This is a genomic window from Paraburkholderia graminis, from assembly GCF_003330785.1.
Lineage (GTDB): Bacteria > Pseudomonadota > Gammaproteobacteria > Burkholderiales > Burkholderiaceae > Paraburkholderia > Paraburkholderia graminis.
Map to the genome: position 1 here is coordinate 1,082,880 of NZ_CP024934.1, position 20,363 is coordinate 1,103,242.

Consider the following 20,363-nt stretch of genomic DNA (forward strand, 5'->3'; position numbering starts at 1 on the left):
TCCCGTAGTCTGGGAGCTTGGGCACGGCGGTGCGCCTGGTCCCGTCGTTTCGCACGGGCGCAATTGAGGTCCGGTAGACGTGGTGAACTTGGGAGGTGTAGACGCATCTCCTGAACCTCCTCCACATGCAGATAGGGAAAGGCAGATCGAGATAACCGCAATCATTTTCATAGTAGTCCTTCATAACGGTTGGGTATTTATTGGAAGCGCGGTCTGATCGATATGCCTTAGGTGGCCTTACGCACTAGCTGCGGTCAGATAATCGGCCCAATGCTGCATCATTTTCCTGCGCTCCGGCAGATACTCTGCATGCACATAAGCCGCGGTCACCTGATTGCGCTCGGCATGCGCCAGTTGTCGATCGACGACGTCGCGGCTGTAGCCGAGTTCGCGCAGGACCGTTGCGGCCAGTCCGCGGAAGCCGTGGCCGGTCATGCGTGACTTGTATCCCATGCGGTATAGGGCAAACAGCATGGTGTTGTTCGAGATTGGGCCGCGAGTTCGACCCTGAATGCTGAAAAACACGTGCTTCTCTGCGCCATTCAGCTTTTTCAGTTCGCCGAGGACTTCGAGCGCCTGTCTGGAAAGAGGCACGATGTGCGGGTCTCGCATCTTCATCCGCTCCGCCGGAATCCGCCATTCGGCCGCTTTTTCATCGATCTCGGTCCATTCCGCGTTGATCATTTCGGTGGTGCGCACGAATGTCAGAGCCATGAAGCGAAGAGCCAGCCGGGTCACCAGATCGCCCTGATAGCCTGCGATGTCCCGCATGAGTTGCGGTATCTCGACCGGTTTGACACGCGCCATGTGCCGCACGCCAGGACCTTTCTTGAGAACTGTTTCAACGTCGATGTCGGCGGCCGGATTGCGCGAGCAGCGTCCAGTCATGATTCCGTACTGGAAAACTGCTCGGGATCGTTGCAGGACCCGCTTGGCCGTCTCCCGTACACCGCGCGCCTCGATCGCACGGATGATTTCCAACATGTGGGGCGCCTCGATGTCCGCGATCGGTTTGGCCCCAATTCGTGGGAAGGCGTCCACCTCCAGTGATTTGATCACCTTGTCGGCATAGACGTCAGTCCAGCCTCCCTTCTGCGACTGGTACCACTCGCGCGCAACAATTTCGAACGTTGATGCCGCCACCAGAGCACGCACGCGCTTGGCTTCGTGTTTGTATGCCGACGGATCGATGCCGGTGCTTAACTGCTTGCGCGCGGCGAGACAGGCGTCACGAGCCTCGGCCAGAGTCACCTCGGGATAGACGCCGAATGAGGCGACTTTCTCTTTGCCGTCAAATCGGTACTTCATCCGCCAGTAGCGTGCCCCGTTCGGCATGACCTGGAGATAGAGGCCCTTGCCGTCGGCAAGCTTGTACGGACGGTCAGAACCTTTGGCTCGTCGGACTTGCAGCTCGGTCAGCGGTACGATCTGTTTAGGCATGGTCCGGAGTGGGGGTATCGAGTTTTGGGGGATATTTCAGATACCCCGTCGATACCCCCAAGAAATGTGGTTTGTATTGGGTGCTTGTGGGCAATGATGGCAGCAAAAAGCCCCGCAGCGCAAGGCGTGACGGGGCTTTTTGGGCAAACTTGGGAAATGCTGGGAAGGTGCTTGGTCCCCCTGGCAGGAATCGAACCTGCATCTAGCGCTTAGGAGGCACTTGTTCTATCCATTGAACTACAGGGAGCGGATAGCTACAACGGGGCGGACCGGACCCCTGATCTGTGATTGCCGCGCCGAAATGACGCCGCAAGCGCTTGCGTTTTCAGCCATGCAAGCGAGGGCAAGAGTATAGCAAAACCGTCGGAAACGACGTCACGCCCAACCTCAAAACTCCACCACCGCGAACTCCGCCTTGCCGACGTCGCACAGCGGGCAGCGCCAGTCCTCGGGAATCGCGGCAAAGCGGGTGCCGGGGGCGATGCCTTCGTCGGGCAAACCTTCTTCTTCGTTATAGATCCAGCCGCAAATCAGGCAAACCCAGCTCTTGTACTCAGTCACTTCCGTTACTTCGCTCACGACGTACTCTTCTCTCTTCAATGCAATGATCCCGCGCAGTCTGCCCCTTTTTCGGGCATCCGCGGAGAGCCGCAATATTACCGGAATTCGTCAACGGCATCGGCAATCGGATTTGACGCAGGCACGCACAAGCTCCATCACGCACCGCGTGTATGCTGCTGACTCGCAGCGGCGCTGCGCATCGTGCGTGGCTCACGTTTCTAACAAGGAGAAAACGATGTTCAAAACCAGATGGTTGACCGGCGCGGCACTGGCTGGATTGCTGGCGGCGTCCGGCGCGGCGCAGGCGGCAAGCGTGTCCTTCGTGCAGCCGACGGACGGCGCGACCGTCAGCAATCCCGTCCACGTGGTATTCGCCGTCGACGGCATGAAGATCGCCCCGGCCGGCACGATGACGGACGGCACGGGCCATCATCATCTGCTGGTGGATGGCAAGCCGCTGCCGAAAGGCGAGGTGATTCCCGCCAACGACAAATCGCTGCACTTCGGCAAGGGTCAGACGGAAACGGACCTGACACTGCCGCCGGGCGACCATGCACTGACGCTGCAATTCGGCGACGGCGCACATCGCTCTTATGGTCCCGGACTCAGCAAGACCATCACTGTGCATGTGAAGTAGCGCGCCGCCGGATCGCAAATGGCCGGGCGCGCATCGGCATCGCCCGGCAGCCGCTTCATGCTCGCGTTCGCACGGCTCGCACGCGGATAAAAGCGGACAAGAGCGAGCCGATGCAAGCCGACGCAAGCCACCCGACCCGACCGTCGACGCCGGGCATCGCGACGCGGCGCGTTCGTCCTATATCTTCCGGCATACAGGCACCCGCTCGCGCGCCCGGTACAATGAGCAGTTCCGAATCCTCGCTGTCTTCTCCAATTTCCCATGTCGCTTTACACCATTACCGGAGCGCAACTGGCGTTCGGTCACGTCGCGTTGCTCGATCACGCGGACTTCTCTCTCGAACCGGGCGAGCGGGTCGGTCTGATCGGCCGCAACGGCGCGGGCAAGTCGTCGCTGCTGAAGATCGTCGCCGATCTGGCCAAGCCCGACGACGGCCTCGTCACGCGTCAGCAGAGTCTGACCACGGTGTACGTGCCGCAGGAGCCGCAGTTCGATACCGACGACACCGTCTTCGAAGCCGTCGCGGCCGGCCTCACGCACGCCCGCGCGCTGCTCGACGAATACGACGCGGTCGCCAACCAGCTCGCGGATGAACCGGAAGGCGCGCAGCACGACGCGCTGATGGCGCGCATGAACACGCTGCAATCGTCGCTGGACACCTCGAACGCCTGGAACTGGAGCACGCGCGTCGCCACCACGCTGCAGCAGATCGGCCTGAACGGCGAGGCGCGCGTGGGTTCGCTGTCGGGCGGCATGCAAAAGCGCGTCGCGCTGGCTCGCGCGCTGGTCGTGCAGCCGGACGTGCTGCTGCTCGACGAGCCGACCAACCACCTGGATTTCGACGGCATCCGCTGGTTGGAAGATCTGCTGGTGTCGCAGCGCGCGGCGCTTTTGTTCATCACCCACGACCGCGCGTTTCTCGACCGCGTCGCCACGCGCATCGTCGAACTGGATCGCGGGCGTCTGCTGTCGTATCCGGGCAACTTTTCGGCTTATCAGACGCGCAAGGCGCAGCAACTGGAAATCGAGCGCGTCGAAAACGAAAAGGCCGACAAGCTGCTCGCACAGGAAGAAGTGTGGATTCGCAAGGGCGTCGAGGCGCGCCGCACGCGCAGCGTCGGCCGCATCGCGCGGCTCGTCGAAATGCGCAACCAGCGCGCGGAACGCCGCAACGTCCAAGGCAACGTCAAGCTCGACGTCGGGCAGGGCGAGAAGTCGGGCAAGATCGTCGCGGAACTGACGGATGTCACGAAGCGCTACGGCTCGCGCACGGTGATCGACCGCTTCACCGGGACCGTCATGCGCGGCGACAAGATCGGCTTTGTCGGTCCGAACGGCGCGGGCAAGACCACGCTGCTGAAGATCATCCTCGGCGAATTGAAGCCGGACGAGGGCACGGTGCGCGTCGGCACCAATCTGCAAGTCGCGTATTTCGACCAGATGCGCGCGCAACTGGACCTGGACAAAAGTCTCGCCGACACCATCAGCCCCGGCAGCGAATGGGTCGAGGTCAACGGCCAGAAAAAGCACGTCATGAGCTATCTTGGCGACTTTCTGTTCGCGCCGGAGCGAGCGCGTTCGCCGGTCAAGTCGCTGTCGGGCGGCGAGCGCAACCGGCTGCTGCTCGCGCGTCTCTTCGCGCGGCCGGCCAACGTGCTGGTGCTCGACGAGCCGACCAACGACCTGGACATTCCCACGCTCGAACTGCTCGAAGAACTGCTCACGGACTACGACGGCACGGTGCTGCTCGTGAGCCACGACCGCGCGTTTCTGGATAACGTCGCGACGTCGGTGATCGCGTCGGAGGGCGGCGGCAAGTGGCGCGAGTATGTGGGCGGCTTCACCGACTGGCAGTTGCAAAGCGAGCGCTCGCAGCAGTTGGCGCAGGAAGCGCAGAAAGAGGCGAGCAGGGACGCGGCTAAGGACACAACTAAGGACACAACGAAAGACGCGGCGAAAGACGCCAATAAAGACACAGCCAAAGACGCCTCCGCCAACGACAACACAGCCGGCCGCAATCCGCAGCGCGCGGCCAAGCTGTCGTTCAAGGAGCAGCGCGAACTCGAGGCATTGCCGCAGAAAATCGCCGCGCTGGAGGCCGAGCAGAAAACCATCGGCGCCCAGCTTGAAGAAGGCTCGATCTTCGCGAAGGACCCACAGGAAGGCACGCGTCTTTCCGAACGCTATGCCGCCATCGACGAAGAACTGCTGGCCGCGCTCGAGCGCTGGGACGAACTCGAAAACCGTCGCAAATGAGGCGGCAAGCGCCGGCGTCTTTCGTCGTCGGCGCTTTCGCTTGCGTGTGGACCGCGCCTTGTCCGAATGGCCAATCGTGTGCGCCGTGAATTGCCGCCAGGTTCGAAATCAGTAAAATACCCCGCGAACAAGGCATCCCCGGCGTTTTCACCAGCGGTGGCGCTGGGCCGCGATGCAGCGCCCAATCAGGGGAATGCTGTAAATGCGCACGAACGCCGCGCGCTCATCACGCGGCGAACGAGCGCAACCCATGCGACAAACAGCTTGCCCGCATCGCGGGCATCCCACCTAACCACGTTGTTTCGTTTCGCTTTTTTTGAAAACTCAACGCATTGTCCACGGACTTATCAACCGGACCTGTGGACAACGATGAACCGACGCACCCGAGTCAACCATGTCCACGAAAAAGCCAAACGCCGCGTATAGCGAAGCGTCGATCAAGGTGTTGAAGGGTCTCGAGCCGGTCAAGCAACGGCCCGGCATGTACACCCGCACCGAGAATCCGCTGCACATCATTCAGGAAGTCATCGACAACGCGTCGGACGAAGCCCTCGGCGGCTACGGCCGGCAAATCACGGTCACGCTGCACGCGGATCATTCGGTGTCGGTCGAAGACGACGGCCGCGGCATCCCCTTCGGCCTGCATCCGGAAGAAGGCGTGCCGGTCGTCGAAATCGTGTTCACGCGCCTGCACGCGGGCGGCAAATTCGATAAAGCCGCTGGCGGCGCGTACACGTTTTCGGGCGGCCTGCACGGCGTCGGCGTGTCGGTCACGAACGCGCTGTCCACGCGCCTCGACGTCACCGTATGGCGTGACGGTAAGGTCGCCGCGCTCAGCTTCGCCAACGGCGACGTCGCCAAGCCGCTCGAAGTGCGCGCCGCAGCCAGGGGCGAAAAGAAGTCGGGCACGCGCGTGACCGCATGGGCGAATCCGAAGTACTTCGACTCGCCGAATCTGCCGCTCGGCGAACTGCAGCGTCTGCTGCGCTCGAAAGCGGTCTTGTTGCCGGGCGTCGAAGTCACGCTCGTCAACGAGCGAACCGGCGAACAGCAAAGCTGGAAATACGAAGACGGCTTGCGCGGCTATCTGCTCGAAGGCATGAGCGGCAGCGACCTGCTGATTCCGCTTTTCGAAGGCGAGCGTTACGCCGAAAACTCGCGCGCGAACGAAGAGACGTTTGCCGAAGGCGAGGGCGCGGCGTGGGTCGTCGCGTGGAGCGAGGAAGGGCCGCTCACGCGTGAGTCGTACGTCAATCTGATTCCGACGCCCGCGGGCGGCACGCACGAATCCGGCTTGCGCGAAGGCTTGTTCCAGGCGGTCAAGAGTTTCGTCGAGTTGCACAACCTGCAGCCGAAGGGCGTGAAGCTGCTCGCCGAAGACGTGTTCGCGCGCGTGTCGTTCGTGCTGTCGGCGAAAGTGTTGGACCCGCAGTTCCAGGGGCAAATCAAGGAACGCCTGAATAGCCGCGACGCGGTGAAGCTCGTGTCGTCGTTCGCGCGTCCGGCGCTCGAATTGTGGCTCAACCAGCACGTCGAGCACGGCAAGAAGCTCGCGGACCTCGTCATCAAGCAGGCGCAGGCGCGCACGCGTGCCGGGCAAAAGGTCGAGAAGCGCAAGAGCTCGGGCGTGGCCGTGCTGCCCGGCAAGCTGACCGATTGCGAATCGACGGAAATCGGCCGCAACGAGTTGTTCCTCGTCGAGGGCGATTCGGCGGGCGGCTCCGCGAAAATGGGCCGCGACAAGGAATTCCAGGCGATCCTGCCGCTGCGCGGCAAGGTGCTGAACACGTGGGAAACCGAGCGCGACCGTCTCTTTGCGAACAACGAAGTGCACGACATTTCGGTGGCGATCGGCGTCGATCCGCACAGCCCCGACGACAAGATCGATCTGTCGAATCTGCGCTACGGCAAGATCTGCATTCTGTCGGACGCGGACGTGGACGGCTCGCACATCCAGGTGTTGCTGCTCACGCTGTTCTTCAAGCACTTCCCGCAACTGATCGAACGCGGTCATGTGTGCATCGCGCGTCCGCCGCTCTTTCGCGTTGACGCACCCGCGCGCGGCAAGAAGCCCGCGCAGAAGCTGTACGCACTCGACCAAGGCGAGCTCGAGGCGATTCTCGACAAGCTGCGCAAGGACGGCGTGCGCGACACGCAATGGTCGATCAGCCGCTTCAAGGGGCTGGGTGAAATGAGCGCCGAACAACTATGGGATACGACGATGAACCCGGACACGCGGCGTCTCACGCCGGTGGCGCTCGGCGAGCTCGACTACGACGCCACGGTCGCGCGCATGACCATGCTGATGGGCAAGGGCGAAGCGGCGTCGCGCCGCAACTGGCTCGAAGAAAAGGGCAATGAAGTCGAAGCGGATATCTGAGCGGTGCAAGCCAGCGCTCCCGCACGAAACCTCACGCCAAACACGATACGGATTCTAGATGGACGACGATAACACTCTCGACCTTTTCACCGAGCCGCCGCCGCCCGAAGGCGACTTCCTGACGCTCGGCAACTACGCGGAGCGCGCGTATCTCGACTATGCGGTGAGCGTGGTCAAGGGCCGCGCGCTGCCGGATGTCTGCGACGGCCAGAAGCCGGTGCAGCGCCGCATCCTGTTCGCGATGAACGACATGGGTCTGTCCGACAACGCCAAGCCGGTGAAGTCGGCGCGCGTGGTCGGCGACGTGCTCGGTAAGTATCACCCGCACGGCGACCAGTCGGCGTACGACGCGCTCGTGCGTCTCGCGCAGGATTTTTCGATGCGCTATCCGCTGATCGACGGCCAAGGCAACTTCGGCTCTCGCGACGGCGACGGCGCGGCGGCGATGCGGTACACGGAAGCGCGCCTGACGCCGATCGCGAAGCTGCTGCTCGCCGAAATCGACCAGGGCACCGTCGACTTCATGAAGAACTACGACGGCGAGTTCGACGAGCCGCGGCTCTTGCCCGCGCGTCTGCCGTTCGTTTTGCTGAACGGCGCGTCGGGCATCGCGGTCGGTCTCGCGACCGAAATTCCGTCGCACAATCTGCGCGAAGTCGCGGCTGCCACGGTCGCGATGATCCGCAATCCGAAGATCACGCACGCGGAGTTGATGGAGCATGTGCCGGGGCCGGACTTCCCAGGCGGCGGCCAGATCATTTCGAGCGAAGCAGAAATCTCGGCGGCCTATGAAACCGGCCGCGGCAGTCTGAAGGTGCGCGCCCGCTGGAAGATCGAGGACCTCGCGCGCGGCCAGTGGCAACTGGTCATCACCGAATTGCCGCCGAACACGGCCGCGCAGAAGGTGCTCGAGGAAATCGAGGAGCAGACCAATCCCAAGATCAAGCTCGGCAAGAAGGCGCTCACGCCGGAACAGTTGCAGGGCAAACAGACCATGCTCGGCCTGCTCGACGCCGTGCGCGACGAGTCGGGCAAGGACGCGCCCGTGCGCCTCGTATTCGAGCCGAAGTCGAGCCGCATCGATCAGACGGAGTTCGTCAACACGCTGCTCGCGCATACGAGTCTTGAGTCGAACGCGTCGCTGAATATGGTGATGGTGGGCGGCGACGGCCGGCCGCGTCAGAAGGGCTTGAGCGAAATCCTGCACGAGTGGATCGCGTTCCGTTTCGCCACCGTCACGCGCCGCACGCGTCATCGTTTGACGAAGGTGGACGACCGGATTCACATCCTCGAAGGCCGGATGATCGTCTTCCTGAACATCGACGAAGTGATCCGCATCATTCGCGAGTCGGACGAACCGAAGGTCGCGTTGATGGCCGCGTTCGGCTTGTCCGACCGGCAGGCCGAAGACATCCTCGAAATCCGGCTGCGTCAGTTGGCGCGGCTCGAGAAGATCAAGATCGAGAAGGAACTCGCGGAACTGCGCGACGAGAAGGCGAAGCTCGAAGAACTGCTCGGCAGCGAATCGGCGATGAAGCGTCTGCTCATCAAGGAAGTCGAAGCCGACGCGAAGCAATACGGCGACGAGCGTCGCACGCTGATCCAGCAGGAAAAGCGCGCGACGTACGAAGCCCGCGTGGTCGACGAACCGGTCACGGTCGTGGTCTCGCAAAAGGGCTGGGTGCGCGCGCTGAAGGGGCACGGCCTCGACACGGCGGGCTTCACGTTCAAGGCCGGCGACAGTCTCTACGCGGCGTTCCAGTGCCGCACGCCGGACACGCTCATCGCGTGGGGCAGCAACGGGCGCGTCTATTCGGTCGCGGTGGCGTCGCTGCCGGGCGGCCGCGGCGACGGCGTGCCGGTCACGTCGCTGATCGAAATGGAGTCGGGCAGCCATCTGATGCATTACTACGCGGCTTCGGCGGATCAGGCGTTGCTGCTCGCGTCGAGCAACGGCTTTGGCTTCATCGCGAAGGTCGGTGACATGGTGAGCCGCGTGAAGGCAGGCAAGTCGTTCATGACGATCGACGCAGGCGCCGCGCCGCTCGCGCCCATGCCGATGCTGCCGGACGCGACGCAGGTTGCGTGTCTGTCATCGGCGGGTCGCCTGCTGGTGTTCGGCATCGACGAAATGAAGACGCTGTCGGGCGGCGGCCGCGGTGTCACGCTAATGGCGCTCGACGACAAGGAAACGCTGGTGCAGGCGCTCGCCATCAACGCGGCCGGCGTGATGCTGATCGGCGCGCGCCGCGGCGGTCGTCTGGACGAAGAAAAGCTGAGCGGCGCCGCGCTCGCCGCGCATGTCGGCAAGCGGGCACGCAAGGGCCGCGCGCCGGAGAGCAAGCTCAAGCTCGAAGGCATGCGTCCGGTGCCGGTTGCCTGACGAAGGCTCATGTTGAAAGCGGCCGGTGTCTGCTAGCATGCGAGGCGCTGGCCGTGCAAGTCATTGCAGTACAGCGCATTGCAGTACAGCGCGCGGCAAATTCGGGGGCGGCGTCGCGGTATCGAGTCGAAGTACCAGCGAAGTAGCAGGTCGCGGTACTTCGTCGAGACATCAGCCGCGCTGCAATAACAACAAGAAAAACGACGCAAGCCACGGGCGTTTTGGAACTGCACGCAGGGCGTGCGGTCGAACGCGCTCAATAGCCGCTGCTCATATCATTCGGCATAAGCGGTGTGGCGTCGTCGGAGAGGAATACAACATGAACAAGGCTATCGAACTCGCGCTCTTTCTACATCTGCTCGCAGTCGCGGTGTGGGTGGGCGGGATGATCTTCGCGCACTTCTGCTTGCGCCCCGCCATAGCCGATCTCTCGCCGCAATTGCGCTTGCCGTTGTGGGAATCGGTGTTTGGCCGCTTCTTCAATTGGGTGGCGGCTTCGGTGCTCGTCATTCTGCTGACGGGCGGTTTCCTGCTGATGCAATTCGGCGGCGGTCACGCCACCTGGCCGTTGCATGCAATGGCCGGCCTCGGCATCGTCATGATGCTGATCTTCGGGCATATCCGGTTCGCCGTATTTCCGCGCATTCGCCGCGCAGTGCAGGCGCAGAAGTGGCCTGACGGCGCGCAGGCGGTCGGCACGATCCGGCGTCTCGTGCTGATCAACATCGTGCTCGGTGTCGTGACGGTCGGCTTCGCGGCGCTGTCACGCGGATTCTGATCGCGCTAAGCCCACGCGCCATACGCAAGCCACAGCCCGCACGCAATCGCCACGGTGCCGTACACCGCATACACGGGCAGCTTGAGCTTCGCGAAGCACATCGCCGAGAACACGGCGGTCAGCAGATAGACCGGTTGCAGCGGCACATGTCCGGCGATACGCAGCACGGCCACCGCGAGGAACGCCGTGGTGACGGCGCGCAGAATCCGCATGCCATGCTCGAATCGCGGATTCATTTTCAACTGATGCAGATGCCGCTGCGCCAGCACGACGAGGCATCCCGACGGCACGAACAGCGCGAGCGTGGCGAGCAGCGCGCCCGCCCAGCCGTCGACGAGATAGCCGAAGAACGGCACCACGTTCAGCAGCGGTCCGGGCGAGATCGGCGACAACGAAAAAGCCAGCGTGAAGTCGTTGTCGGAGACGCCGATGGTCGGCGTGACGAACAGCGTCTTGAGCACCGGCAACGCGGAAAAGCCGCCGCCGAAGAGCGTCATGCCGGCGCCGGCGAGCCGCGGCCATAGCAGCGCGAGATCGTAGCGATGCGGCAGCGGCAGTACGAAAAGCAGCACGAATACGCACAGCATGGCGAGTATCTGCCAGTCGCCTCGCGAGAACGACACGACAAAGCGCGTGCTGCGCACGGGGCTTACCACCCAGCCGGCGCCGAAGGCCGCGCTCAGCATCAGCACATAAGCCGCCGGGCTGTGTGCATAGAAGAGCGCGAAGCAGCCGACCACCGCCGCAGTCCATTCGAGTTTGCCGCGCACGAGCGCGCGCGTCTGCTTGTACCAGGTGATGCCGATCAGCGTGGCGAGCACCACGCTAAAGTGATTCAGCAAGGTCTGCGACGCGAAGGTGCGCACGAGCGGCGTGCGGTAAAAGATCGCGAACAGCGTCATCAGCATGAAGAAGGGCAGCACACTCGCGATGCCCGCGACCCATGCGCCGGCGCGTCCGCGCAGCGCGTGTCCGAGCTGCACGGCGACGTTGCAGCCCACCGGCCCGGGCACCATCCACGCAAGCGCGATCAGATCGGAGAACGCGACTCGCGAGAGCCGTGCCTCGCGCTCGACGTAGTGATTCTCGAGCTGCGCCATTAGCGCGAGGCCGCCCCATGACAACGCCGACAGGCCGAGCACGACCTTGAACAGCGTCCATAGCGGTTCCCGCTCCCCTCGTCTTGCAGCTTCGTGGCTTGTTATCGTGTGCATGGCGCCACGGGCGTCCGCGAGGCGGGCGCCCGTCCTGTGATCCTTTGATGTTGCGCGCGGCCGGCCGGTCCGACGGCATCGCGCGAGAACGCAATACAGCGAGAATGTAGCCGGTTTTGCGCGGCCGCGGTATGGATGGGCTTGCAAAGCCGCAGCGTTAGATGAAGCCCTCGGCGCGCGCCTTCAGCACCCTGTCTAACCGTTCGTGCTGGTGCTCGTGCTGTTTGCTTCCTGAACCGGGCGCCGGCCGGCCATGCCGCACACGCCGAAACGTTCGAGCAGTGCGGGAATCGCGTCGACCGGAACGGGGCGCGAAAACAGAAAACCTTGTGCTTCGATATGGCCGAGCGCGGCGAGCCACGCAATCTGCTCTTCGGTTTCCGTTCCTTCGACCACCACCGTGAGCCCGAGCGAGCGCGCCAGATTGACGATCGCGGTGACCATCACGCAGACGCTGCGGTCGCCCGGAATAGCCTGGACGAACGAGCGGTCCACCTTCAGCGTGTCCACCGAAAAACGGTTCAGATACGAGAGCGACGAATAGCCGGTGCCGAAGTCGTCGAGTGCAATGCGCACGCCGAGACGCTTCAGCGCAAAGATTTTTTCGGAGACGAGTTCGGGATACTCCATCATCGCCGTCTCGGTGATTTCGAGTTCCAGACGGCGCGCGGAAATGCCGCTTTCCTCGATGGCGTGCGAGATCGTCTCGTACAGATCGCCGCGCCAGAACTGCACCGCCGAAATGTTCACCGCGAGCGACAGCGTGTCGTAGCCTTGCTGCTGCCAGACCGCGAGTTGCCGGCACGCGGTCTCGATCACGAAGTCGCCGATCGGCACGATCAGTCCCGTGGACTCCGCGACGGGAATGAACTCGTTGGCCGGAATCAGACCGTGCTGCGGATGATTCCAGCGCACCAGCGCCTCGAAGCCGGTGATGCAACGGCGCGTCAGATCGATCTTCGGCTGATAGGCGAGAAAGAGTTGCCCTTCGGCGAGCGCCACGCGCAACTGCTGCTCCCACTTCATCAGATGGTCCGCGCGATGCGAGAGTTGCGGCGAATAGAACTGGTAGCAGTTCTTGCCCGCGTCTTTCGCGCTGTACATCGCGAGGTCGGCTTTTTTCAGCAGATCGATCTCGCTTTCGTTCGCCACCGAATAAAGCGCGATGCCGATGCTCGCATGCAGCACGAAGGAACTGCCGCGCACTTCGAACGGTTTCGCGAACGCTTCAGCCGCTGCTTCGGCAAGCGCCACCGCGCGCTTTTCCACGTCCTCGCCCTTGATCACGACCACGAACTCGTCGCCGCCGATGCGGCTCAACGTGCCGCCGTCCGCGACCGCCGTGGCGAGACGCGAGGCCGTCATTTGCAGCACGATGTCGCCGGCGTTGTGGCCGAGCGTGTCGTTGACCGTCTTGAAGTTATCGAGGTCGATAAAGAGAATCGCGAGGTGGCCGAGGTTGTGCGGCTGCGCCACTTCCTGGCGCAGCGTGCGCAAGGTCGAATAGCGATTGCGCAGGCCGGTCAGCAGATCGTATTCGACCAGATGCGTCATCTCGCGCTCGCGGCCAAGCAGCTTGCCGATCAGACCGGTTGCGACCGCGAAGAAGCTCAGCATGGCGAGTGAGATGAAACCCGCCATCAGCAGATAGACGTTGCGCGTGTGGTTGTAGTCGGCGAATTCCTCGGCTTGCGACAGGCCCACGAGCACGCCGAGCGGATAGCCGTCGATATGCCGGTACGACACGATGCGCGTGACGTTGTCGAGCGAATCGACGTAGGTGCCCGACACGTGTTCCGAAGTCGGATACGAGCCGCTTGCCGAAAACGTGCCGCTCGCGTTCACGACGCTGCCGGTGCGCCGCGCGAGCACGGTGCCGTTGTCGGAGATCACCGCGATCACGCCTTCACGGCCGATTGCCGCGTTGTTGTAGAAGTCGCTCGTGAAATAGCTCGGGTCTTCCGACACGACCACGACGCCCGCGAACGAGCCGTCCGGATGATTCAGACGCCGCGTCATCTGCAAGGTCCAGTGGCCCGATACGCGGCCGAGCACGGGCTTGCTGATATACAACTGGTCGTCGTTTTCGTGCTCGTGAACCTTGAAGTGCTCGCGATCCGACAGATCGATACGCTTGGGATTGAGTTCGGCCGTGTTGGCGATGAGTTGGCCGTGCTCGTCGATCAACGACACCTGCACGAGCGTCTCGCTTTGCACGACGCCTTTTTCCACCGTGCTGGCAAGGTCGAAACGCCCCGGCGTTTTCTCGAACTCGTATTTGACGAAGCGCGTGATCTGATCGACCTGGTGAATCGCCTTGATCGTATGCTGCTCGAGCGCCGCTGAGAGAATTGCGGCAGACGCCATCGCTTCGCGATTGGTGGCTTCTTTTTCGACCGAAAGACGCGCGAAGATCACAGTCCACAGCAGGATCAAGACGAGCACGCCGAGCGCGGGAATGGCAAGCAGCGCGCGACGGCGCGATACAGCGGGATCGCGGCGGCTTCGGGCTTCGCGCTGATCGGAGAAGCGGGGTTTGCTCATCAGGCGGCCCGTGCCCAGCTGCCGGCCGGTTGCGAACGCGCGAGCGTGGACTGCGCTGTTTTCATGGGTGGCTGCATGGAGTTGCCGGAACTGCTGCGCAAGAAGAAACGGCGTGGTTTCGCGCCTGATCGTCTGCACCGGGCCGGGTACGTTTCGATATTACTTAATGCCACTGGATTAAGGAAGGGTCCCGGCATCGGGTATACGCGGGCGCGGTCCGCGGCCGTATAAGGGCTATTTTGCGGGCTGTTTTGCGCTTCGCTTATAGGTTTGCTTATAGGCTCGCTTTCAGGTTCGCTTTCGAATCCGCTGCACGCCCGGGCGGCCCGCGAATCCGGGCACGCGCGGGATCGGATGCTGGCGGTCGTTGTATTCGGATGATCCATCGGGATTCGGCGCTCCGGCATGGCGGCTTGTACCTGCGTGATCTTTTGGGCGGTTTGGTTATCCGTGCCGCATCGCGCGAGCGCGGCAAACGGCTTTTTGTGGCTAAACGTGCTTAAGCGTGGCTAAAAGAGGTGAGTCGCGTACGGCTTATCGTCATCGACTTGCAGCGGCATCGCCATTGCTTTAGCAGGGCTCGCGAATGCCAGCAAACGACGGGCCGCTCACGGCATGCGGAACGTGCCGTCGACGACCGTCACCGACGACCCGCCGATCCACGTCTTGCCGTTTGCGTCGTCGTAGCGCACGAACACCTGGCCGGCGCGCCCGAGCGCGGTGCCCTGGCGCGCGGTATAACTCGCGCCCGGCCGCAAATTCTGCGCGCTCAACAGACCCGCGAGCGCCGCATTGGCACTGCCGGTAACAGGGTCTTCGCCGACGCCGAACGCGCCGCCCACCATCAGGCAACGCACTTCGAAGGTGGCGGGGCCATCGGCATCGTGCGGACCGTACGCAGCGACGCCGTGTGAGCCGACCGCGCGGACGATGTGCGCGAGCGCGGCCGCGTCGGGCTCGAGCGCCAGACAATCGCGCGCCGAATTCATTCGCACGATGAGCCACGGCGCGCCGTTATCGACGGCAGACGGCGCGGCGCTGAAATCAATCGCGTTGCTGCGCATCGCCGCGGAAAGCGCGGCGTACTGCTGTTCGGGCAACGGCACGACGCGCGCGGGCGGCGCGGCGAACGCCCACGCGCCGTGCGCCTCGCCCGGACCTTCGCTGTCGGATTGCAACTCGACGAGCCCAACGCCGCATTGCTGGATGAGCTTGCCTGGCTGCTTCGGCTGATAGCCGCTTTCGAGCAGCGCGTGCGCGGTGCCGAGCGTCGGATGACCGGCAAAGGGCAATTCGCCGTGCGTCGTGAAGATGCGCACGCGATAGTCGGCGGCCGGATCGGTCGGCTTCGACAGAAAAGTTGTTTCGGACAGATTGGTCCAGTGCGCGATCGCCTGCATCTGAGCGGCGCTGAGCGCGTCGGCGTCGAACACGACGGCGAGCGGATTGCCTTTGAACGGCACTGACGTGAATACGTCGACCTGCTTGAAACGAACTGTGTTGGCGGGCATCGGGCGTGGTCCGTCGATCCTGCGGTTGGTATGGTTCGCGGATTCTATCTGCTGCCGCCGGAACGATCCACCTCGCCACAAATGCAAAACGCGCCGCGGGTGCCTGGCACCTCGCGACGCGTTCCGTGGAGCGCCCGGCCGAACCGCGCCTCGCGCTCGTAAGGCTGCGTGAACTTATGCGACGCCGCGTTACTCGACTTCCGCGATCATCTCGATCTCGACGCATGCGCCGAGCGGAATCTGCGCGACGCCGAACGCCGAGCGCGCATGCTTGCCGCGCTCGCCGAACACGTCGGCGATCAGTTCGGACGCGCCGTTCGTGACGAGATGCTGCTCGGTGAAGTCGAGCGTGGAGTTGACGAGACTCATCAGCTTGACGATGCGTTTGACGCGGTTCAGGTCGCCCACGTGCGCGTGCAGGGTCGCGAGCAGATCGATGGCGATGGAGCGCGCGGCCACTTTGCCTTCTTCAGTGCCGATGTCGGCGCCGAGCTTGCCCGCCCACACCTTGCCGTCTTTCTTCGCGATGTGGCCGGACAGGTACACCGTATTGCCGCTTTGCGCGCTCATCACATAAGCGGCGGCCGGCGCGCCGGCGTTGGGCAGTTCGATGCCCAGTTCCTTGAGCTTGTCGTACACATTCGTTTGAGCCATGTTGTCCTCGGTCGGTAGTGAAAAACGGAAGAAGCGGAAGCGGGCGAAAACGCAAAAGCGGGCGATGGCCCGCTTGCCTTTACAGCTTCGCGCGGATCAGCGCCGCGAGACGCGCCACGCCTTCGTCGATCTTTGCCGGCGGCACCGTGACGAACGACAGACGCAGCGTGTTGTGCTGCGCCTCGTTCGCGAAGAAGGGACCGCCCGGCACGAACGCGACATTCTGCGCGACGGCTTCCGCGAGCAGCTTCATGCTGTCGATCTGCGCGGGCAGATTCACCCACACGAACATGCCGCCTTCCGGCCGATTCCACGTCACGCCTTCGGGCATATAGCGTTCGAGCGAGTTCAGCATGGCCGCGCACTGGTCGCGATACAGCTCGCGAATGGTCGGCACATGCGTGTCCAGAAAGCCGTCCTTGATCACTTCATGGACGATGCGCTGCGTGAAGCTCGGCGTATGCAGATCGGTGGCCTGTTTGGCCTGCACGAGTTTGAAGATCAGCTCTTCGGGCGCGATGATGTAGCCGACCCGCAGACCCGGCGCCAGCACCTTCGAGAACGAACCGAGGTGGACGATGTGATCGGGCGCCATCGACAGCATGGTCGGCAGCGGTTCGCCCGCGTAATCGAGCGCGCCGTAGGGGTCGTCTTCGATCACCGGGAACGGCGCGGTTTTGGCGAACGCGGCGAGCGCGCGGCGGCGCTCGACCGGCAGGCGGCGGCCCGTCGGATTCTGAAAATTCGGTTGTGCGTACAACAGGCGCGCGCCGGCGGTGAGCTTCGGCGTAAGTGCTTCGGGGATCAGCCCGTGTTCGTCGGTCGGCACCTGGACGTAGCGCGGCTCGTACATCGAGAACGATTGCAGCGCGCCGAGATACGTAGGCGTCTCGACCAGCACGGGGCTTTCCGGACACACGAGCACCTTGCCGAGCAGATCGAGCGCCTGTTGTGAGCCGGTCGTGATCAGCACCTGACTGGCGCGGATCTGTGCGCCGTTCACCGAATAGCGCGCCGCGACCCATTCGCGCAGCGGCGCATAGCCTTCGGTCGCGCTGTACTGGAGCGCCGCGGCGGGCGCGTCGCGCAGAATGCGGTCGGACGCTTCGCGCATGCGTTCAGCCGGGAACGTGGCCGGCGAGGGCAGGCCGCCCGCGAACGAAATGACTTCAGGCCGTTCCGTGACCTTCAGAATCTCGCGGATCGCCGAGCTCGTGAGCTTGCGTGCGCGTTCGGACAATTGCCACGTGGGGGCTTTCAGGTCGCTTTGGTCCATGGTCTCCTCTGCTGGTGTCTCTGGAACCGGTCAAAACTTCGATTATCGCGCGAGTCGGCGACCCGCGCGCGCTGCTTATTTAAGGGTCCGTAGACCGCTCGGTGTTTCGAGTTCGGCGACGAGCGCGGCGGGGCCGTCGGTGGCCTGCACGTCGATCAGATGCGCGGCGCCCAGCCACTGCAATTGCGCCGCCACCGTATCGGCTTGCGGATGCACGCCTTTGAGCGCTTTGAGCGCGATGCCGGTCTCGGGCAATACCGTCGACGGATGCCGCGCCGTGTCCCACTGGATCAGCGACGGCAGCACGCCGTCGCCGGCGCCTTGCCAGGCGGGGAAAGCGCCGTCTTCCGGCACCGACAGGCCCCACGCGAAGTCGCCGCGCGTGAGCGGCACGATCGGCGGAATGCGCTGCGGATATTGCGCTTGCCACGTCGGCAGATGCTTCGGCCGGTCGACGCGGGCAACCCAATGCGACAGATACGGGCCGTTTTCCAGGCGAGCGTGGGTCGCCGGGTCGTCGAGCGCGAAGAGGCGCGGGCGGGGCGCGGCGGTTTCCGTGGCTTCGCGGGCGACGTCGGCGTGCGGGTCGGCGGCGATTACTTCCAGATACGCGCCGCCCCACAGGTTCAGCAGCCGGTTGTGCGTGCGCATTAACGGATGCGCGCCGCCGCCGGCCGGTTCGACCCCGAGGATATCGGCGACGTACTGCACGCCTTCGTCGAGCGTGCGGGCGGAAACGACGAGATGATCGAGACGTAGCGGATGTGCGGTCATTGCGGATCGGGAAACGGGTTTCTACGGTAGGTCTGGCCTGCGCCGCGTGCCGGTTGCGGCGTGCCGGTTGCGCGGGCGCCGGGGTCGTAAGCATAACCGTTCGCGGGCGCGGCGCATCGGCGGGTTGGGCGATGGGCGGGCTGCGTGGGCTGCGCGGGTGAATTTCGCGCTGGCTTTAGTGGTTTGAGGTGCGTGCTGGCTCGGTTGCTTGCTTGCCCGCTCGTCGGTGCTGTCTGCTGGTTGCTGACTCGCGCCATGGCGTTGCGGTGAGCGGATCGCCGACCTGATGCACGGTCCGCCAGGCGCTTTCGGTATGCTGATCGCCACCCAGCCTCACGCACCGCCCGCCAGCCGCTTACCGCCAGCCCGACCACTTCTGTCTCAAATGTACCGGCGACGACCTGCACAGTAACGGTACAATCGATTCGATACCGTTCGGTACAGTTGGAGCCCGTCATGTCCGTCCCGCTTACGCAGATTCCCGCCCCGCACGACACGGCGTCGTTGACGCTTGTCGAGCAACTCGTGCAGTGGGCGCGCCGCCGCATCGAGGAGCGCGTGTTCCGTCCCGGCATGCGCATGCCGTCGATCCGCAAGCTGGCGCTCGACAAAGGCGTGTCGCGCTTTACCGTGGTCGAGGCGTATGAACGGCTCGTCGCGCAGGGTTACCTGGAGTCGCGGCGCGGCTCCGGTTTTTTCGTGCGCGAGCGATTGGCGGGCACGGCGGTCGCGGACATTCGCCCGGCCGCGCACGCGAGCGCGCCGGCCACCATCGACGTCGTCTGGCTGCTGCGCAACATGCTGCACACCGGCGCGCGCCCGGAGCGCAGTCCGGGGCTCGGCTATCTGCCGGCGCGCTGGCTCGACGGCGAGCTGATCACCAACGCGCTGCGCACGCTCGGCCGGCAAAGCGGCGCGCAGATGCTCGGCATCGGCACGCCGCTCGGTTTTCTGCCGCTGCGCCAGCAATTGCAGACGCGTCTCGAGGAACTGGAGATCGGCGCATCGCCCGATCAGATCGTGATGGTGTCCGGCGTCACGCAGGCAATCGACCTCATTTCGCGCATTTATGTGAAGGCGGGCGACGCGGTGATCGTCGGCGATCCGGCGTGGTTCCAGATGTTCGGGCGCTTTGCGTCGCAGGGCGCGCGGCTCGTCGGCATGCCGTACACGCCGGACGGCCCCGATCTCGACGCGCTCGAATCGCTCGTGCAAACGTGGCGGCCCAAGATGCTGGTGATCAACTCCGTGCTGCAGAATCCGACTGGCACGTCGCTGACGGCCGCGCAGGCGTTTCGCATTTTGCGACTGGCGGAGGCCTACGACTTCATCGTCGTCGAGGACGATATTTACGGCGATCTATGCCCGCCGGGCTATGCGGGCACGCGGCTCGCGAGCCTCGATCAGCTAAAGCGCGTGATCTACCTGGGCAGTTTCTCTAAGACGCTCGCGCCGAATCTGCGCGTCGGCTTTATTGCGTGCGCGCCCGAGGTGGCCAAGGCCGTCAGCGACCAGAAGATGCTGGTCGGCATGACGAGTCCCGAGTTGAACGAGCGCGTGCTGTACAAGATTCTGACCGAAGGACACTACCGGCGCCATGTCGAGCGGCTGCGGGCGCGGCTCGACGGCGTGCGCGAAAAATCTGCGCGGATGCTGGAAAAGACCGGCCTCAAGCTCTTTTTGACGCCGACGGCGGGCATGTTCGTGTGGGCCGACACGGGAGTCGACGCCGACGGGCTCGCCGCGGCCGGCCACGAAGCCGGCTTTCTGCTCACGCCCGGCAGCCTTTTTTCGCCGCAACAATCGCCAACCACGTGGATGCGCTTCAACATTGCCAATTGCGGCGATCCCGAACTGGCGACATTTTTGTGCCGCTATCTCGACGGCGTTGCGCGCCGCGCCTCTTGAAACCGCGCGGATTGTCCTTATTTAGGCGGACAATCCGGCGGCATTCG

14 protein-coding genes and 1 tRNA gene are annotated in these 20,363 nt (G+C 63.8%); 6 read left to right on the forward strand and 9 right to left on the reverse strand.

Features of this window, described 5'->3' with window-relative positions:
• Positions 1 to 237 precede the first annotated feature (237 nt).
• The 3 genes from CUJ91_RS04890 to CUJ91_RS04900 form a co-directional block, all read right to left on the reverse strand.
• The gene (locus tag CUJ91_RS04890) at positions 238 to 1,440 is read right to left on the reverse strand and encodes a tyrosine-type recombinase/integrase (RefSeq protein WP_114155946.1); all 1,203 of its coding nucleotides are present in this window, start codon (positions 1,438 to 1,440) and stop codon (positions 238 to 240) included.
• Positions 1,441 to 1,612: 172 nt separating this feature from the next.
• Positions 1,613 to 1,687 (reverse strand) — tRNA-Arg (locus CUJ91_RS04895).
• Between the two features lie 140 nt (positions 1,688 to 1,827).
• The gene (locus CUJ91_RS04900) at positions 1,828 to 2,019 is read right to left on the reverse strand and encodes a rubredoxin (RefSeq protein ID WP_114155947.1); all 192 of its coding nucleotides are present in this window, start codon (positions 2,017 to 2,019) and stop codon (positions 1,828 to 1,830) included.
• Between the two features lie 217 nt (positions 2,020 to 2,236).
• On the opposite strand from CUJ91_RS04900, the gene CUJ91_RS04905 reads away from it, so the two are divergent.
• The 5 genes from CUJ91_RS04905 to CUJ91_RS04925 all read left to right on the forward strand — a co-directional run bounded on the left by CUJ91_RS04905 (position 2,237) and on the right by CUJ91_RS04925 (position 10,435).
• A complete protein-coding gene (locus CUJ91_RS04905; protein ID WP_114155948.1) occupies positions 2,237 to 2,638 on the forward strand; it encodes a DUF4399 domain-containing protein in 402 nt (133 codons plus the stop codon).
• 261 nt (positions 2,639 to 2,899) lie between these two features.
• Positions 2,900 to 4,894, forward strand: coding sequence for an ATP-binding cassette domain-containing protein (locus CUJ91_RS04910; protein WP_114155949.1), 1,995 nt, complete (start codon positions 2,900 to 2,902; stop codon positions 4,892 to 4,894).
• Between the two features lie 394 nt (positions 4,895 to 5,288).
• Positions 5,289 to 7,274, forward strand: coding sequence for a DNA topoisomerase IV subunit B (locus CUJ91_RS04915; protein ID WP_006048396.1), 1,986 nt, complete (start codon positions 5,289 to 5,291; stop codon positions 7,272 to 7,274).
• Between the two features lie 58 nt (positions 7,275 to 7,332).
• Positions 7,333 to 9,657 (forward strand): DNA topoisomerase IV subunit A, encoded by a 2,325-nt coding sequence (parC, locus tag CUJ91_RS04920; RefSeq protein ID WP_006048395.1) that lies wholly within the window; start codon positions 7,333 to 7,335, stop codon positions 9,655 to 9,657.
• 319 nt (positions 9,658 to 9,976) lie between these two features.
• Positions 9,977 to 10,435, forward strand: coding sequence for a CopD family protein (locus CUJ91_RS04925; protein ID WP_114155950.1), 459 nt, complete (start codon positions 9,977 to 9,979; stop codon positions 10,433 to 10,435).
• 5 nt (positions 10,436 to 10,440) lie between these two features.
• Here CUJ91_RS04925 and CUJ91_RS04930 read toward each other — a convergent pair whose 3' ends face one another.
• The 6 genes from CUJ91_RS04930 to CUJ91_RS04955 form a co-directional block, all read right to left on the reverse strand.
• Positions 10,441 to 11,649 carry a chromate transporter gene (locus CUJ91_RS04930; protein ID WP_114155951.1) on the reverse strand — a complete coding sequence of 403 codons (1,209 nt, stop codon included), beginning with the start codon at positions 11,647 to 11,649 and terminating at the stop codon, positions 10,441 to 10,443.
• Between the two features lie 195 nt (positions 11,650 to 11,844).
• Positions 11,845 to 14,193 carry a bifunctional diguanylate cyclase/phosphodiesterase gene (locus CUJ91_RS04935; protein ID WP_006048392.1) on the reverse strand — a complete coding sequence of 783 codons (2,349 nt, stop codon included), beginning with the start codon at positions 14,191 to 14,193 and terminating at the stop codon, positions 11,845 to 11,847.
• A gap of 608 nt (positions 14,194 to 14,801) precedes the next feature.
• Positions 14,802 to 15,704 (reverse strand): PhzF family phenazine biosynthesis protein, encoded by a 903-nt coding sequence (locus tag CUJ91_RS04940; RefSeq protein ID WP_114155952.1) that lies wholly within the window; start codon positions 15,702 to 15,704, stop codon positions 14,802 to 14,804.
• Positions 15,705 to 15,893: 189 nt separating this feature from the next.
• Complete coding sequence (locus CUJ91_RS04945; RefSeq protein ID WP_006048390.1) at positions 15,894 to 16,358, reverse strand: RidA family protein; 465 nt, start codon at positions 16,356 to 16,358, stop codon at positions 15,894 to 15,896.
• A gap of 79 nt (positions 16,359 to 16,437) precedes the next feature.
• Positions 16,438 to 17,634 carry an aminotransferase-like domain-containing protein gene (locus tag CUJ91_RS04950; RefSeq protein ID WP_053857733.1) on the reverse strand — a complete coding sequence of 399 codons (1,197 nt, stop codon included), beginning with the start codon at positions 17,632 to 17,634 and terminating at the stop codon, positions 16,438 to 16,440.
• 75 nt (positions 17,635 to 17,709) lie between these two features.
• Positions 17,710 to 18,408: a VOC family protein gene (locus CUJ91_RS04955; RefSeq protein WP_114155953.1), complete on the reverse strand. Its 699-nt coding sequence runs from the start codon at positions 18,406 to 18,408 to the stop codon at positions 17,710 to 17,712.
• A 456-nt stretch (positions 18,409 to 18,864) separates the two neighbouring features.
• On the opposite strand from CUJ91_RS04955, the gene CUJ91_RS04960 reads away from it, so the two are divergent.
• Positions 18,865 to 20,316: an aminotransferase-like domain-containing protein gene (locus CUJ91_RS04960; RefSeq protein ID WP_053857735.1), complete on the forward strand. Its 1,452-nt coding sequence runs from the start codon at positions 18,865 to 18,867 to the stop codon at positions 20,314 to 20,316.
• Positions 20,317 to 20,363: the final 47 nt, after the last annotated feature.